Source organism: Rhodococcus sp. Chr-9 (assembly GCF_000801125.1).
In the GTDB taxonomy this organism is placed as follows: Bacteria; Actinomycetota; Actinomycetes; order Mycobacteriales; family Mycobacteriaceae; genus Rhodococcus; species Rhodococcus pyridinivorans.
Map to the genome: position 1 here is coordinate 66,929 of NZ_JTIZ01000099.1, position 17,389 is coordinate 84,317.

The window sequence follows — 17,389 nt, forward strand, 5'->3', positions numbered from 1 at the left end:
GCGGATGCGTCGAGGTCAGTTCCGGCGGTCCCCGTTGCGTCCGGCGACCTGCACCGCGACTCGTCCCCACCGGCGCAGCGCCGCGTCGCTCTCGGTCAGCCGCGCCGAGAGCACCGCGACGATCGTCTCTACCGCCCGGGCACTCACCATCTCGTGGTGATCGCAGTCGAGCCGGTACTGGTGGATCTCGCCGGCGATCACGTTGTGCCAGGCCGCCACCGCCGGGACCGGGGTCTCCGAGCGGGCCGCGGTGAAGAACAACGCGTCCCCGTCGAAGGTGTCCGGTTCGTGCCGCCGCGCGGCGCGGGCGGTGTCGGTCGACCCGGCGTGCAGCCGTTCGAGGTGGGCGGCGGTCAGGCCGGTGCCGCCCCCGAACGCCTCGTCGAGCACCGCGGCGGCGTGTTCGAAGCTCGGCTCACCGTCGTCGACGGGAAGCCCGAGATCGCGCAGCATGTCGCGGGTGCCGACGGCCGGGGACGCCCCGACCATCAGGTGGCTGTCGAGCAGGGCGAGGGTGTCGACGATCTCCCCGTCGCGGCGCAGTTCGACGGCGACGGCGTGCGCGACCACCCCGCCGAGCGACCAGCCCAGCAGGTGATATGGGCCGTGCGGCTGCACCCGGCGGATCTCCCGCACGTAGTGGCGGGCCAGCGCGGTGATGGTGTCGTGCCGCGGACCACCGGACAGGGCCGGCAACTGCAGACCGTAGGCCGGCCGGTCGTCGTCGAGGCGGTGCGCGAGGGCGCTGTACGGCCAGGCCAGCCCCGCGGCGGGATGGATGCAGAACAGCGCGGTGCCGGTGCCGGGGCGCAGCGGCACGAGCACCCGGAACGCCTCGTCGATGCCGTTGCTCTCCTCGGACTCGCCGCTGCTCAGGTGTGCGGCGAGTTCTGCCGGGGTCGGATGGGTGAAGATCGACGCGATCGGCACCCGCCGCCCGAGTCGTTCCCCGAGCGCCGGTAGCAACCGGGTCGCCAGCAGCGAGGTGCCGCCGAGGTCGAAGAAGTCGTCGTCGACACCGACCCGGTCGAGGCCGAGATGCTCGGCGAACAGGTCGGTGACGAGCTTTTCGAGGTCGGTGCGCGGCGCCCGGTAGTCCCCGACCGGGGCGGTGAAATCCGGGGCGGGCAGCGCGGCGCGGTCGAGTTTGCCGGCCGGGGTGAGCGGGATGTTGTCGAGCACGGTGATCACCGCCGGCACCATGTGCGGCGGAAGATGCTGCGCGACGAACGTTTTCACCTCGGCGGCGGTGATGTCGGTATCAGGGGCGAGGCGGAGGTAGGAAACCGGCACGGCCTGCCCGGACGGGGCGGTGTGGCCGAGGGTGTGGGCGAAGACCACCTGCGGGTGCGCGGTCAGCGTGGCGTCGATCTCGCCGAGTTCGACGCGGAAGCCGCGGATCTTGACCTGGAAGTCGGTGCGGCCGACGTAGTCGAGGCGATGATCGGTGGTCCACCGCACCAGATCCCCCGTGCGGTACATCCGCTCCCCCGAGCCGGTGGGATCGGGCACGAACCGGGCGGCGGTCAGCGCGGGCCGGTCGTGGTAGCCGCGGGCCAGACCCGGCCCGGCGACATATAGTTCCCCGGCCACCCCGACCGGGACGGGTTGCAGCCGCCCGTCGAGGACCAGGGCGTGGAAACCGCGGCTGGGGGTGCCGATGGTGACGGGTTCGCCGACGGTGAGCGGCTCGCCGAGGGAGGTCATGATCGTCGCCTCGGTGGGACCGTAGGCGTCGATCACCCGCCGCGACGGCGCCCAGCGTGCCACCAGCTCCGGTGGGAGTGCTTCGCCGGCGACGAGCAGGGTGTGCAGTTCGGGGACGGTGTGCGGGTCGAGTGAGGCCAGCGCGGTGGGGGTGATGAAGGCGTGGCTGACCCGCTGTGCGCGCAGCACCGCGGCGAGCTCGTCGCCGCCGTAGACGTGCGGCGGCACGATCACCAGCGTCGCCGCGGCGCACAGCGCCATTATCTGCTCGAAGATCGACGCGTCGAAGCTCGGCGACGCCAGATGCGACACCCGGGCCGCGGCGGTGACCTGCAGACGGTCGCGTTCCTCCCGGGCGAGGGAGGCCAGGCCGCGGTGGGTGACCGCCACGCCCTTGGGGCGGCCGGTGGAGCCGGAGGTGTAGATCAGGTAGGCCGGATGATCCGGGCGCAGCACCGTCGGCCGGTCCGCGTCGTCGATCGGTGCGAGCGGCCCGGCGGTGAGGTCGAGGTCGTCGAGGACGAGCCAGTCCACCTCGTCGGGCAGCGCGTCGCGGTGCGCGGCGACGGTGATGCCGATGCGCGCGGCACTGTCGTCGAGCATGAAGGCGATGCGGTCGGCCGGATAGGTGGGGTCGACCGGCACGAATGCCGCGCCGCTGCGCACCGTCGCCCACACCGCGGTGACCGATTCGAGCGAGCGCGGGATCGCCAGGGCGATCACCTGTTCGGGTCCGGCGCCGCGGTCGAGCAGGCGCCGCGCGAGCCGGTGCGCGCGGGCGTCGAGTTCGCGGTAGGTGACCTGCCGGTCGTCGTCGACGACCGCGACCGCGTCCGGGGCGGTGGCAACGGCGGTGTCGAGCAGGTGCGGCCACAGCACCGCCGGTTCGGCCTGCGGTCCGATGGCGGGCACCAGCGCGGTGTGTTCTGCGGTGGTGAGCAGGTCGAGATCGCCGACGGGACGGTGCGGGTCGGCGGCGATCGCGTGCAGCAGCCGGGTGAACCGGTCGGCGAAGCCACGCACCGTCTCGGCGTCGAACAGGTCGGTGGCGTAGACGAAGGCGGCGTCGAGGCCACCTTCGGCGTTCTCCCCGATGAGCAGTTCGAGGTCGAAGTTGCACACCGTCGGGTCGAGGGCGACGCCCTGCACGCTCAGGTGCGGCAGTTCCACCGCGGGCAGTTCGGCGGTGTGGAATTCGATGGAGACCTGGAACAGCGGTGAGTGTGCGGTCGAGCGGGTCGGGGCGAGCGCGTCGACGACCCGGTCGAAGGGCAGGTCGGCGTGCGCGAAGGCATCGAGGTCGCTGTCGGTGACGGCGGTGAGCAGCTCGGTGAACGACGCTTGCGCGGGCACCGGGGTGCGCAGCACGACGGTGTTGACGAACATGCCCACCAGATCGTCGAGGGCGCGGTGTCCGCGACCGGCGACCGGCGAGCCGACGGCGATGTCGTCGCTGCCCGACAGGCGGGCGAGCAGCACCGCGAACGCCGCGTGCACGGTCATGAACACGGTGCTGTGCCGGACGGCGGCGAGCTGCTGCAGCCGGGCGAGCAGATCGGCGTCGACGGTGAAGCGGGTGATGTCGCCGCGGAAGGACTGCTGCGGCGGCCGGGGCCGGTCGGTGGGCAGCGGCAGCACCTCCGGCAGCCCCGCGAGGCGCTGCTGCCAGTAGGTGGTCTGGTCGGCGGCGAGGGTGCCGGGGTCGTCCGGGTCGCCGAGCCGGTCGAGTTGCCACAGGGTGTAGTCGGCGTACTGCACCGGCAGCGGTCCGAACGCCGGGGTCTCGCCGCGGCTGCGGGCGGCGTAGGCGATCATCAGGTCGCGGGCCAGCGGGCCGGTGGAGCCGCCGTCGGCGGCGATGTGGTGTACGACCAGCACGGCGAGATGGTCGTCGCGGCCGAAGGAGAACACCCGTGCCCGCACCGGGATGTCGACGGTGACGTCGAATCCGGCGCCGAGGAAGTCGGCGATGGCGGTGTGCACGGTGTCCTCTCCGGCGGGCACCACGTCCAGCGGCAGCGGGGCGTCGGCGGCGGCGAGGATCCGCTGGTGCGGTCCGGCCGCCGACGCCGGGTAGATGGTGCGCAGGCTCTCGTGCCGGGCCAGCACGTCGTGCAGGGCGGCGCCGAGCGCGGCCGGGGACAGATGCCCGGACAACCGGATCGCCAGGGGGATGTTGTAGGCGGCGGAGGTCGGATCGAACTGGTTGATGAACCACAGTCGTTGCTGCGCCGGGGAGAGCGGGATGTGCTCGGGGCGCGGTCCGGCGATCGGGCCGGAGGTGGTGTCGGCGGTGGGTTCCTCGACCTCGGTGGTGGGCCGGTGGTCGAGGTGTGCGGCGAGCGCGGCGACGGTGGGGGCTTCGAACAGGGCGCGCACCGGCACGGGTCGGCCGAGCCGGTCGCCGAGGCGGGCGACGGCGCGGGTGGCGAGCAGTGAGTTACCGCCGAGGTCGAAGAAGTTGTCGTCGACGCCGAGTCGGTCGAGGCCGAGCACGTCGGCGAGTTCGTCGGCGACGAGCGACTCGAGCGGGTCGGTGGGTGCCGGACGGTCGCCGGTGCCGGCGGTCAGGTTCGGTGCGGGCAGGGCGGCGCGGTCGAGTTTACCGACGGGGGTCAGCGGGATCTCGTCGAGCACGCTGATGACGGTGGGCACCATGTGCGCCGGGAGATGCTCGGAGACATGGTATTTCACAGCGGCGTGGTCGATGTCGGCGCCGGGTGCGGGGTGCAGGTGGGCGACGAGGACCGTCTCTCCGCTCGGGGCGCGGTGCGCGACGGTGGCGGCGAATCCGACGGCCGGGTGGGCGGCGAGCACGGCGTCGATCTCGCCGAGTTCGACGCGGAAGCCGCGGATCTTGATCTGGAAGTCGCTGCGGCCGACGTATTCGATGCGCAGATCCCGCCGGTCGAGGTCACCGACCCAGCGCACCAGGTCCCCGGTGCGGTACATGCGTTCGCCGGGGGCGCCGTAGGGGTCGGCGACGAACCGGGCGGCGGTCAGCGCGGGCCGGGCGTGATAGCCGCGGGCCAGGCCCCAGCCGGCCAGGTACAGCTCACCGACGGCACCGAACGGCACGGGTCGCAGCGCGGTGTCGAGGACGACGGCGTGCACCCCGCGCAGCGGACCGCCGAGGGTCAGTGGGTCGTCGACGCCCAGGGGGTCGCTGATCGCGGCCATGATGGTGGTCTCGGTGGGCCCGTAGGCGTCGACGAGACGCCGCCCGGGCGCCCAGGTGGCCTGCAGGTCCGCCGGCCACGCCTCCCCACCGACCGCGAGATCGGTGAGGTCGGTCGGATCCGCCGGGTCGAGGGAGGCGAGCGCGGCGGGGGTGATGAACCCGTGGGTGACCCGCTGCTCGCGCAGCAGCGCGCCGAGTTCGGCGCCGCCGACGATGTGCGGGGGCACGATCACCAGTTCGGCGCCGGACCCGAACGCCAGGAGGTATTCGAAGATCGACGCGTCGAAGCTCGGCGACGAGACGTGCATGACCCGCGCGCCGGGTCCGGCACCGAAGCGGCTGCGCTGGTCGCGGGCGAAGTTGTCCAGGCTGCGGTGGGTGGTGATCACACCCTTGGGGCGGCCGGTCGAGCCGGAGGTGTAGATCAGGTAGGCGGGATGATCGAGCCGCAGCGCAGCGGGGCGGTCGGTGTCGTCGATCGTGGTGGTGTCCTCGCCCGCGGCGTCGCGGTCGAGGTCGTCGAGCAGCAGCCACGGCACCGTGTCCGGGAGCCGGTCGCGGTGTGCGGTGGTGGTCACACCGACGGTGGCGCCGCAGTCGTCGAGCATGAATGCGACGCGTTCGGCCGGATAGCGCGGGTCGACGGGCACGAACGCCGCCCCGGTCTTGGTGATCGCCCACATCGCGGTCACCGACTCGACGGAGCGGGCGATGCCGAGGGCGACGAAGGTCTCTGGTCCGGCGCCGCGGCGCAGCAGCACCCGCGCCAGCCGGGTGGAGCGTTCGTCGAGTTCGCGGTAGGTGAGCACCCGCTCCCCCTCGCGCAGGGCCGGCCGGTCTGGGTGTGCGGCGGCGGTCGCGGCGAGCAGTTGCGGCAGGGCGACGTCGCTGCCCCCGGCCGGGCCGTGCACCGGCAGCAGCGCGTCCTGCTCGGTGGCGGTGAGTGCCGGCAGCGCGGTGATCGGGGCGGCCGGGTCGCCGGTGAGTGCGTCGAGCACAGCGGTGATGCGCGCGGCGATCGCGGCGACGGCGTCGCGGTCGAAGACCTCCGGCAGGTATTTCATGCGCAGGTGCACCGCGGTGTCGGTGTGCACGACCACCGACAGCGGGTAGTGCGCGGCGTCGCGGCCGGTGATGTCGGCGACCCGCATGCCGCCGAGGTCGGTGTCGCGGTCGAGACCGGCGCGTTCGACCGGGTACGACTCGAAGACGGTGAGGGTGTCGAATCGCACGGCGGCCCCGAGGTGCCGGTCGAGGGTGCCCAGGTCGAGATGGTGGTGATCGAGCAGGGCGACCTGTTCGGCCTGCACCCGGTCGACGAGCGCACCGACGGTGTCGTCGGGCCGCACGGTGATGCGCACCGGGACGGTGTTGATGAACAACCCGACCATCGCCTCGATGCCGGGGATCTGCGGTGGCCGCCCGGAGACGGTCGCCCCGAACACCACGTCGGTGCGGCCGGTGAGGGCGCCGAGCACCACACCCCAGGCGGTCTGCACGAGGGTGTTGACGGTGACGCCGCGGGCGGTGGCGGTGTCGTGCAGCCGCACCGACAGAGCGGTGTCCAGGTCGAGGTCGAGGTCCTCGGAGATCCCGGCGGTGGTGCCGGGACGGTGCTGCGGGGCGAGCAGGGTCGGTTCGTCCACTCCGGCGAGGGCGCGGCGGTAGGCGTCGAGGGAGGCTTCCGGGTCGCGGTCGGCGAGCCAGGTGAGGTAGCTGCCGTAGTGCGGCGCCGGGGGCAGTGCCCGCTGGTCCGCGTCGGTGGCGTAGAGCATCAGCAGTTCCCGGATCAGCACCGGGGTGGACCAGCCGTCGAGCAGCAGGTGGTGGTTCGTCAACGCCAGCAGGTGCCGGCCCGGGCCGGTGTGCACGACGGTCGCGCGCAGCAGCGGCGTGGTCTCGGTGTCGAAGCGGGTGCGTCGATCGAGGGCGAGCAGTTGCGCGGCGGCGTCGTCCGGGTCGGGGTCGTCGCTGGTGTCGGCGACGGTGAACGGCACCTCCACGTGGGTGGGGATGACCTGGACGTGTCCGTCGCCGGCGGCGGGGAACGCTGCGCGCAGCGCCGGATGCCGGTCGAGCAGCAGTTGCAGGGAGCGGCGGATCCGGCTCGCGTCGACCTCGCCGCGCAGGTCGAGGACGAGCTGCACGATGTAGGCGTCGGGGCGGTCCCCGGCGAGCAGGGCGTGGAAGAGCAGCCCGGTCTGCAGCGGCGCGGTCGGCCACACCGTGTCCAGGGGCCCGTAGCGTTGCTCGAGGCGTTCGATGACGTCCTGGTGCAGTCGCACCAGCGGCAGATCCGAGGGGGTCAGGCCACCGGCGTGCGGGCTGCGGGTGTGCCGGGTCAGTGCGGTGGCGGCGGTGGCGAAGTGGTGCGCGAGGGCGGTGACGTCGGTGTCGTCGAGCAGCCCGGCCGGGTACGACCAGTGCACCTCGAGTACCGGCCCGGTGGGGGTGTCGGTGGTGACGGCGTTGATGTCGAGCACCGCGGCGGCGGGCATGTTCGGGCTCTGTGCCCCGCCGTGGGGGAAGCCGTCGATGGGCAGCCAGGGGGTGTCGGTGTCGGTGACCCCGGCGGTGGGGCGGCCGAGATAGTTGAAGCTGACCTGCGGCGTCGGTGCGTTCGCGAGTTCGGTGGCGGTGTCGGGGTCGAGATAGCGCAGCAGCCCGAAGCCGGTGCCGTGGTCGGGGACGGCGGCGAGGTGTTCCTTGACGGTCTTGACGGCGCGACCGGCGGCCGGGCCGGCGGCGAGCGCGTCGTCGAGGTCGATGCCGGTCAGGTCCAGGCGCAGCGGGTGGATGGTGGTGAACCAGCCGACGGTGCCGGACAGGTCGGCGCCGGCGGCGGCATTGCTGTCGCGGCCGTGCCCTTCGAGGTTGAGCAGCAGCTGGGCCGGGTGGTGGCCGCGGTCGCGGCGCCACGCCGCCACCGCGAGGGCGAGTGCGGTGAGCAGGCCGTGGTCGACGGCGCCGTGGAAGGCGTTGGGCACGGCGGTGAGCAGCGCCTCGGTGACGGAGGTGGGCAGTTCGGTGGCGACGGTGATGACGGTGGCGTTGGTGTCGCGGACCGGATCGAAGGGGCGGTGCCCGAGCGGCGGGTTCGGTCCGTCGAGCGTGGCGCGCCAGAAGTCGAGTTCGGTGCGGCGGGTGGGGGCGGCGTCGCGCAGGGCGTGGGCCCAGCGGCGCACGCTGGTGCCGGTGTGGGGGGGCAGCAGCGCACCACTCGTGGCGCCGTCGGCCGCGGCGGCCGCCCACGCGGCGGCCAGGTCGGGGACGAGGATGCGCCAGGACACCCCGTCGACGGCGAGATGGTGGATGACGATGAGCAGTCGGCCGGCGCCGCTGGTGGCGTCGAACCACACCAGCTGCACCACCCGCCCGCTGTGCGGGTCGAGGCGGTCGGCGGCGGCGTCGAGTTCGGCGGCGGCCAGGGCGAAGAAGTCGTCGCTGTCCGCGGCGCTGGTCACCGGCACCCGGTGGATGACGGTGTCGACGTCGACGCTGCCCGGGGCGGGCACGTGCAGGACGTGTCCGCCGGGGACGTCCGGCACCGCGTGCAGGTGCACGCGCAGCATGTCGTGCCGGTCGAGGACCGCGGTGACGATCGCTCGCAGCGTCGCCGCGTCCAGGCCGGTGGGCAGGCGCAGCAGCAGCGCCTGCGAGTAGCGGCCGATGCTGCCGCCGCGGTCGAGCATCCAGTGCGCGATCGGCGGTAGCGGCATGTCCCCGACCCCACCGCCGGGCAGCTCCGCGAGCGTTTCGGTGGGGGTGGCGGTGCCGACGACGGCGGCGAGCGCGGCGGGGGTCTTGTGTTCGAACACTTCGCGCGGAGTCAGGTCCAGGCCGGCGGCCTTCGCGCGGGAGACCAGCTGGATGGACATGATCGAATCGCCGCCCAGGGCGAAGAACGAATCGTCCACCCCCACCGTCGGCAGACCGAGGACCTGCGCGAACAGTTCCACCAGCACCGTTTCGTGGCCGCGCGCGGGGGCGCGGGAGACGGTGGTGCGGGCGGCGAAGTCGGGGGCGGGCAGCGCGCGCCGGTCGAGTTTGCCGGTTGCGGTGACCGGCAGCGTGTCGAGCACCATCAGGGTGGACGGCAGCATGTACGCGGCGAGTTCCCCGGCGGCATGCTCGAGCACCACGTCGACGTCGAGGTCGTGGCCGGGTTCGGGTACCGCGTAGCCGACGAGCCGGTCGGTACCGGAGGCCGGGTCGGTGTGGACGACGACCACGGCGCGGCCGACACCGGGGGCGCGCAGCAGCGCCGCTTCGATCTCGCCGAGCTCGATGCGGAAACCGCGCAGCTGCACCTGGAAGTCGGCGCGGCCGAGATATTCGATCTCGCCGTCGCGGGTGCGGCGCGCCAGGTCCCCGGTGCGGTAGATCCGGTCGCCGGGGGCGCCGTGCGGGTCGGCGACGAACCGGGTGGCGGTCGGATCGGGGCGGTGCAGGTAGCCGCGGGAGAGCTGGGCGCCGGAGACGTACAGTTCGCCGATCACCCCGGTGGGCACCGGATGCAGCCGGTTGTCGAGGATGTGCAGGCGCAGCGACGGCAACGGTGGGCCGATCAGGCTTGCCGCGGCGGTGGCGGCGAGTTCGCGGGTGATGGTGCGGGCGGTGACGTGCACGGTGGTCTCGGTGATGCCGTACATGTTCACCAGCGTCGGGGCGGTGTCGTCGTGGCGCCGGTACCAGCGGTCGAGCTGCCCGAAGTCGAGGGCTTCCCCACCGAAGATCACCCGACGCAGCGCCGGCAGGTCGGTGCCGGCGGCGCGGTCAGCGTCGATGAGCTGGTAGAAGGCCGTCGGGGTCTGGTTGAGCACGGTGACCCGTTCGCGGCGCAGCAGTGCCAGGAATTCCTGCGGGTTGCGGGCGGTGTGGTAGTCGACGACGACGAGCCGGCCACCGTGGGCGAGGGCGCCCCACAGTTCCCACACCGAGAAGTCGAAGGCGTAGGAGTGGAACAGTGTCCACACATCGGAGGCGTCGAAACCGAACATCTCGGTGGTGTCGGTGAGCAGGGTGACAACGGTGCGGTGCGGGACCATCACGCCCTTGGGGCGGCCGGTGGAGCCGGAGGTGTAGATGACGTACGCCGCCGCCTCCGGGTGCACGCGTGGCAATCCGTCACCGCCGCTGGGCATCTCGTCGAGGCGGGTGCGCACGGCCGGGTCGTGCAGGTCCACGATCGGCGGGGTGTGCGGGGGCAGAGCGGTGGCGTGGTCGGCGGTGGTGAGCAGGCACACCGGGGCCGCGTCGTCGAACATGTACGCGAGCCGGTCCGGGGGGAACGCCACGTCGATGGGCAGATAGGCGGCGCCGCTGTGCAATACGGCGAGCAGCGCGACGATCAGGTCGGTGCCGCGCGGCAGGGCGACGGCGACGAGCCGGTCGGGTCCGGCGCCGTGCTCGACGAGCAGCCGCGCCAGGCGCTGCACCCGGTCGGTGAGCTCGTCGTAGCGCAGCGTCCCGTCGGGGGCGGTGACCGCGATCGCCGCCGGGTCGAGTCCGGCGCCGCGGGCGTACAGATCGAGCAGCGACGCCGAGGCGGAGCCGAGCACGCTCGCCGTGGCCGGGCGCAGCGGCGCCGGGGCGGTGGGACGTTCGTCGTCGGTGAGCAGGTCGACGTCGCCGATGGGGCGGTGCGGGTCGGCGGTGACCGCGTCGAGCAGCCGCACCAGCCGCTGCGCGAAGGAGGCGACGGTGTCGGGATCGAACAGGTCGGTGGCGTAGGTGAACGCCGCGGGCATTCCGTCGCTCTCCCCTGTTCCGGTCGGGTCTGGATCCTGCAGGGTCAGTTGCAGGTCGAACTTGGCGACGGGCAGCTCCGGGTCGAGGGCGTCGACCTCGAGTTCGGGCAGCACCAGGTGGGCCCGTTCGGTGTTGCCGTATTCGAGCACCACCTGGAACAGCGGGGACCGGTCGGTCTCGCGGGCCGGGGCGAGCACGTCGACGAGGGTCTCGAAGGGCAGCTCGGTGTGCCCGAAGGCCGCGAGGTCGATCTCGCGGGTGCGGTGCAGGTGGTCGGTGAACGACAGCGCCCCGTCGACGGGGGTGCGCAACACCACGGTGTTCACGAACATGCCGACCAGGTCGTCGAGGGCGCGGTGGCCGCGACCGGCGACCGGGGAGCCGATGACGATGTCGGATGTGCCGGTCAGACGGGCCAGCAGCGCCGCGAACGCTGCGTGCACGGCCATGAACACGGTGGTGTCGTGCTCGGCGGCCAGCGCCTCGAGGCGCCGCTGCACGTCGGCGGGCACGGTGAAGCGGTGCAGGGCGCCGTGGAAGCTGCGCTGGGTGGGGCGCGGCCGGTCGGTGGGCAGCGGCAGCAGTTCGGGGGCGTCGGCGAGGGTGTCGCGCCAGAACCGCAGCTGCGCGGCGGCGAGGGAGGTCGGGTCGTCCGGGTCGCCGAGCAGCCGGCGCTGCCACAGGGCGTAGTCGGCGTACTGCACCGGCAGCGGCGACCGATCCGGGTCCGTCCCGCCGGTGCGGGCGGTGTAGGCGAGCATCAGGTCGCGGGCCAGCGGCGCCATCGACGAGCCGTCCGCGGCGATGTGGTGCACCACCACCGCCAGGACATGAGCGTGCTCGTCCAGGCGCCACAGCCGTAGCCGCACCGGCACCGCCGCGGCCACGTCGAAACCGGCACCGACGAAGTCGGCGAGGTCGGTGGGCAGGTCGTCGCCGGTGACCGGCCGCGCCGTGAGCGCCGGCAGCACCCGGTCGGTGTCGACGACGACCTGGCGCGGGCCCTGTTCGTCGCCGGGATACCAGGTGCGCAGGCTCTCGTGCCGGTCGAGCACGTCGCGCACCGCTCCGGTCAGTGCCGCGACGTCGAGGCGGCCGGACAGGCGGATGGCGAGCGGAATGTTGTAGGCGGCGGAGGTGGTGTCGAACTGGTTGACGAACCACATGCGTTGCTGGGCCGGGGACAGCGGCAACCGTTCGGGCCGGTCGGCGGCGACCAGCGGCACCCGTCCGTGCCCACCGTGATCGTCGAGGATCCGCGCGGCCAGCGCCCGCACCGTGGGCGCCTCGAACAGGGCACGGACCCCGGCGTCGGTGCCGAGCGCGGCGTTGAGGCGGGCGACGACGCGGGTGGCGATCAGCGAGTTGCCGCCGAGATCGAAGAAGTTGTCGTCGACGGAGACCTGCGGGTGCCCGAGGACCTCGGCGACGATCTCGGCGACGGTTGCCTCGAGGTCGGTGCTCGGGGGACGGTAGTCGCCGCCGAGCCGTGTCAGGTCCGGCACCGGCAGGGCGCGGCGGTCGAGTTTGCCGACCGGGGTCAGCGGCAGCTCGTCGAGCACCACCACCGCGGCGGGCACCATGTGACCGGGCAGCCGCGCCGCGGCCCAGGCGCGCAGTGCCCGCGGATCGATCTGCGTGGCGGTGGTGTCGGTGGTGTCGGGCAGTATGTAGGACACGAGCACGGTGTCGCCGCTGGGTGCGGGGTGCCCGATGGTATGGGCGAAGACGATCGCGTCGTGGGCGGTGAGCGCGGCGTCGATCTCGCCGAGTTCGATGCGGAAGCCGCGCACCTTGACCTGGAAGTCGGAGCGGCCCAGATATTCGACGGTGCCGTCGTGCCGCCAGCGCACCACATCCCCGGTGCGGTACATGCGTTCGCCGGGGGTGCCGTAGGGGTCGGCGACGAACCGGGCGGCGGTGAGGTCGGGGCGGCGATGGTAGCCGCGGGCCACGCCCGGCCCGGCGATGTACAGCTCGCCGGCCACCCCGACGGGGACGGGCCGCAGCCGGTCGTCGAGGACGGTCTGGTGGAAGCCGACGGCGGGGCCGCCGATGGTGACGGTATGCCCGGGCCGCAGTTGCGGGCTGACGCTGGTCTCGATGGTGGCCTCGGACGGGCCGTAGCCGTTGAACATGCGCCGTCCCGGTGCCCAGCGCGCCACCAGTTCCGGTGGGCAGGCCTCGCCGGCGACGACGAGGACCTCGAGGTCGTCGAGTCCGGTGGGGTCGAGGGAGGCGAGCGCGGTGGGGGTGATGAAGGCGTGGGTGACCTTCTCCTCGCGCAGCAGCCGGGCGAGTTCGTCGCCGCCGTAGACGTCCGGCGGCACGATCACCAGGGTGGCGCCGGCGCAGAACGCCTTGGTGAACTCGAAGATCGACGCGTCGAAGCTCGGCGACGCCAGGTGCGAGACGCGAGCCTGGTGGGTGATGGTGAAGTGGCTGCGCACCTCGGCGTTGAGGTTGGTCATGCCGCGGTGGGTGACCACCACGCCCTTGGGGCGGCCGGTGGAGCCGGAGGTGTAGATCAGGTAGGCCGGGTGGTCGAAGTGCAGCGCGGCGGTGCGGTCGGCGTCGGTGATGGGTGCGTCGCTCGTCGCGGCGATCCGGGCGGCGACGGCGTCGTCGTCGAGCACCAGCCACGGCACCTGCACCGGCAGCGCGTCGCGGTGCGCGGCGGTGGTGATGCCGAGGGCGGCAGCGCTGTCGGTGAGCATGTAGCTCACCCGCTCCGGTGGGTAGGCGGGGTCGACGGGCACGAACGCCGCGCCGGTCTTGGTGACCGCCCACACCACCGCGACCGATTCGAGCGAGCGGGTCAGCGCGAGCGCGACGACGGTTTCCGGGCCGATCCGGTGCTCGTCGACGAGCAGCCGCGCCACGCGGGTGGACCAGGCGTCGAGTTCGGCGTAGGTGATCTGCCGGTCGGCGAAGCGCAGGGCGACCGCGTCGGGCAGGATCGCGGCGATCGAGGTGAGCAGTTCCGGCCACAGTTGCGGTGAGACCGGTGGCAGGCCCCGCGCCGGGGCCAGGTCGGCCAGTTCCCGGTCGGTGACGATGTCGATGTTGCCGACCGCGATGTCGGGGGTGTCGGTGATCGCCTCGACGATGCGCACGAACCGGTCGGCGAACGAGGCGACGGTGGCGGCGTCGAACAGGTCGGTGGCGTAGGTGAACGACGCGCGGATGCCGGCGGGGCCGTCGGCGTCGGTGGTCTCGGCGATGGACAGCTGCAGGTCGAACAGCGCCAGCATCGGGTCGAGGTCGATCACCCGCACCGACAGGTCGGGCAGTTCGATCTCGGGGCGTTCGGTGTCCTGGAATTCGAGCAGCACCTGGAACAGCGGGGTGTAGGCGGTCGAGCGGGGCGGGTCGAGGACCTCGACGAGCCGCTCGAAGGGCACCTCGGTGTGCCCGAAGGCGGTCAGGTCGCCGGTGCGGATGCGGTCGAGCAGCGCGGTGAACGGCTCGTCGTCGTCGACGCGGGCGCGCAGCACGACGGTGTTGACGAACATGCCGACCAGGTCGTCGAGGGCCCGGTGGCCGCGCCCGGCGACGGGGGTGCCGACGACGATGTCGTCGCTGCCGGACAGGCGGGCGAGCAGCACCGTCAGTGCGGCGTGCACCAGCATGAACACCGACGCGTCGTGGGCGCGGGCGATGTCGAGCAGCCGGCGGTGCGCGGCCGCGTCGAGGGTGAACGGGATGCGGGCGCCGCGCCGCGACGGCTGCACCGGGCGCGGCCGATCCAAGGGCAGTTCGAGCAGTTCCGGGGCGCCGGTGAGGGTTGCGCGCCAGAACCGGAGCTGTTCGGCGGCCAGGGAGGTCGGGTCGGTGTCGTCGCCGAGCACCCGGTGCTGCCAGAGGGTGTAGTCGACGTACTGCACCGGCAGTGGGGTCCACTGCGGGGTCTGGCCGGCGTGGCGGGCGCTGTAGGCGGCGATGACGTCGCGGGCCAGCGGCCCCATGGAGAAACCGTCGGCGGCGATGTGGTGGGCGACGAGCACGAGCACGTGCTCGTCCTCGGCCAGGGCGAGCACCCGGATGCGGGTGGGGATCTCGGTGGCCACATCGAATCCGGCCGCGAGGATCGGGGTGAGCTCGCTGTCGAGGTCGGTGCCGTCGTCGACGGTGAGCATCACCAGATCGGGGACGGCGGCGCCGGTGGGCACCACGACCTGCACGGGCCCGTCGTCGGTGAGCGGATAGCGGGTGCGCAGCGATTCGTGCCGGGCGACGACGTCGCCGATGGCGTGCTGCAGCGCCGCCTGATCGAGCCTGCCGCTCAGGCGCAGCGCGACGGCGATGTTGTAGGCCGGGGAGGTGGTGTCGAACTGGTTGATGAACCACATCCGCTGCTGCGCCGGGGACAGCGGGACCGGGTCGGGGCGCGGCCCGGCCACCGGGGCGCCGCGCCCGGCGCCGGTGCGGTCGGGCTGGTCGAGATGCGCGGCGAGATCGGCGACGACCGGATGATCGAAGATCTCCCGGATGCCGAGCTCACCGCCGGTGTCCGCGGCGAGCCGGGCGGCGGCGCGCATCGCGAGCAGGGAGGTGCCGCCGAGGTCGAGGAAGTGGTCGTCGGCGCCGACCCGGTCGACGTCGAGCAGGTCGGCGAAGACGGTGGCGACGAGCTGTGCGGTGGGGGTGCGCGGCGCCCGGTAGCCACCGGCGGCGGTCGGTGCCGGCGGAGCGGGCAGCGCGTTGCGGTCGAGTTTGCCGTTGGGGCCGACCGGCAGCGCGTCGAGGACGACGAGGGCGGCGGGCACCATGTAATCCGGCAGGTGCGCGGCGAGATCGGCGGTGACCGCGGCGGTGTCGATGCTGCGGCCCGGGGTGGGCACGAGATAGCCGGTGAGCCGGTCGTCGGCGCCGTGGTGGACGAGCACCGCCGCCTGTCCGATCTCCTCGCGGGCGCGCAACACCTGCTCGATCTCCCCGAGCTCGATGCGCAGACCGCGGATCTTGACCTGGAAGTCGGTGCGCCCCAAGTACATCAGGGCACCGTCGGCGCGGCGGGTGGCCAGATCCCCGGTGCGGTACATCCGCTCCCCCGGCGCCTCGAACGGGTCGGCGACGAACCGGTCGGCGCTCAGGCCCGGGCGGTCGAGATAGCCGCGGGCGAGTTGGATCCCGGCCAGATACAACTCGCCGGCGGCGCCGGCGGGCACCGGATGCAGCCGCGCGTCGAGCACGTAGGTGCGGGTGTTCCACACCGGGCGCCCGATGGGCACCGACCCGGCATCGGTGTCGGTGGTGGTCCAGGCGGTGACGTCCACCGCGGCCTCGGTGGGCCCGTACAGATTGTGCAGGGCGGTGTGCGGCAGCGCCTCGCGTAGCGCGGCGGCGGTCTCGGCGGGCAGCGCCTCCCCCGACGCGAACACGTGCCGCAGCGCGAGCGGCTCCCGGCCGCGGCCGTGCAGGGCGTCGACGAACACCGCGAGCATCGACGGCACGAAATGCGCCACGGTGACCCGCTCCTCGGCGAACAGCCGCAGCAGGTAACCGGGATCGCGGTGCCCGCCGGGGGCGGCGACGGCCAGCCGCGCCCCGACCTGCAGCGGCCAGAAGAACTCCCATACCGACACGTCGAAGGTGGCGGGGGTCTTCTGCACCACCGTGTCGTCGGCGGTCAGCGGATAGGTGTGCTGCATCCAGCGCAACCGGTTGGCGATCGCGGCGTGCGGCACCGCCACCCCCTTGGGGCGGCCGGTGGAGCCGGAGGTGAAGATCACGTAGGCGAGATGCGCGCCGGTCGGCTCCGGTCGATCCGCCGAGGTGAGGGCCGCCGGGGATTCGTCGGCGAGGTCGAGGCGGTCGATGCGCAGCACCTCGGCGCCGGTGTCGGGCAGGGCGTCGGCGACATCGCTGGTGGTGAGCACCGCGCGCGGGGCGGCGGTGTCGAGGACGTAGCGCAGCCGCTCGGCGGGATGCTCCGGATCCAGCGGCAGGTAGGCGGCACCGCTCTTGACGATCGCGTACATGCCGACGAGCAGATCCAGCGACCGCGGCGCGGCGAGGGCGATCACCCGGTCCGGTCCGGCGCCGGCGCGCAGCAACCGCCGCGCGAGTCGGTTGGTGACCGCGTCGAATTCGGCGTAGCCGAGGGTGTGGCCGTCGACGGTGACGGCCGGGGCGTGCGGGGTCGCGGCGACCTGCGCGGCGAACAGTTCCCCGAGGGTGGTGGCGGGTCCGGTGTCGGCGGTGGTTGCGTTCCACGTGTCGAGGACGGTGCGGCGTTCGTCGGCGGTGAGCAGCTCCACGTCGCCGACCGGCACCGCCGGATCCGCGGTGACCGTCTCGAGCAGCCCCACGAGGCGCTGCCCGATCGCGGCGGCGGTGGCGGGATCGAACAGGTCGGTGGCGTAGGACAGCGCGCCGCGCAGTGCGTGGGTGCGGCCGTCGCCGTCGGCGACCGCGCCGAGCTGCAGATGCAGGTCGAATTTGGTGGTGTGCGTGTCGATTTCGGCGATGTCGACGTACAGGCCGGGCAGGGACAGGTGCGCGCCGGTGGTGTCGGAGAAGGCGAGCATCACCTGGAACAGCGGCGAGTAGGCCGCCGAGCGTGCGGGCACCACGGCGTCGACGAGCCGGTCGAACGGCAGGTCGGTGNGCCAGGTCGGTGTCGCGCACCGCGGCGAGGACGTCTGCGAAGGACAGGTCGGCGGGTACGGCGGTGCGCAGCGCGACGGTGTTGACGAACAAGGCTCTTCGCAGTTAGCAGTGGTACTGGTGCCGGCTGGGTGCGAC

Annotated in this window: 1 protein-coding gene; it reads right to left on the reverse strand. The window is 73.1% G+C overall.

All coding sequences use genetic code 11. The features are described 5' to 3' along the window. Positions 1-15: 15 nt before the first annotated feature. Positions 16-17,217, reverse strand: a complete 17,202-nt coding sequence (locus QR64_RS15010; protein WP_052227317.1) for a non-ribosomal peptide synthetase — start codon at positions 17,215-17,217, stop codon at positions 16-18. Positions 17,218-17,389: the final 172 nt, after the last annotated feature.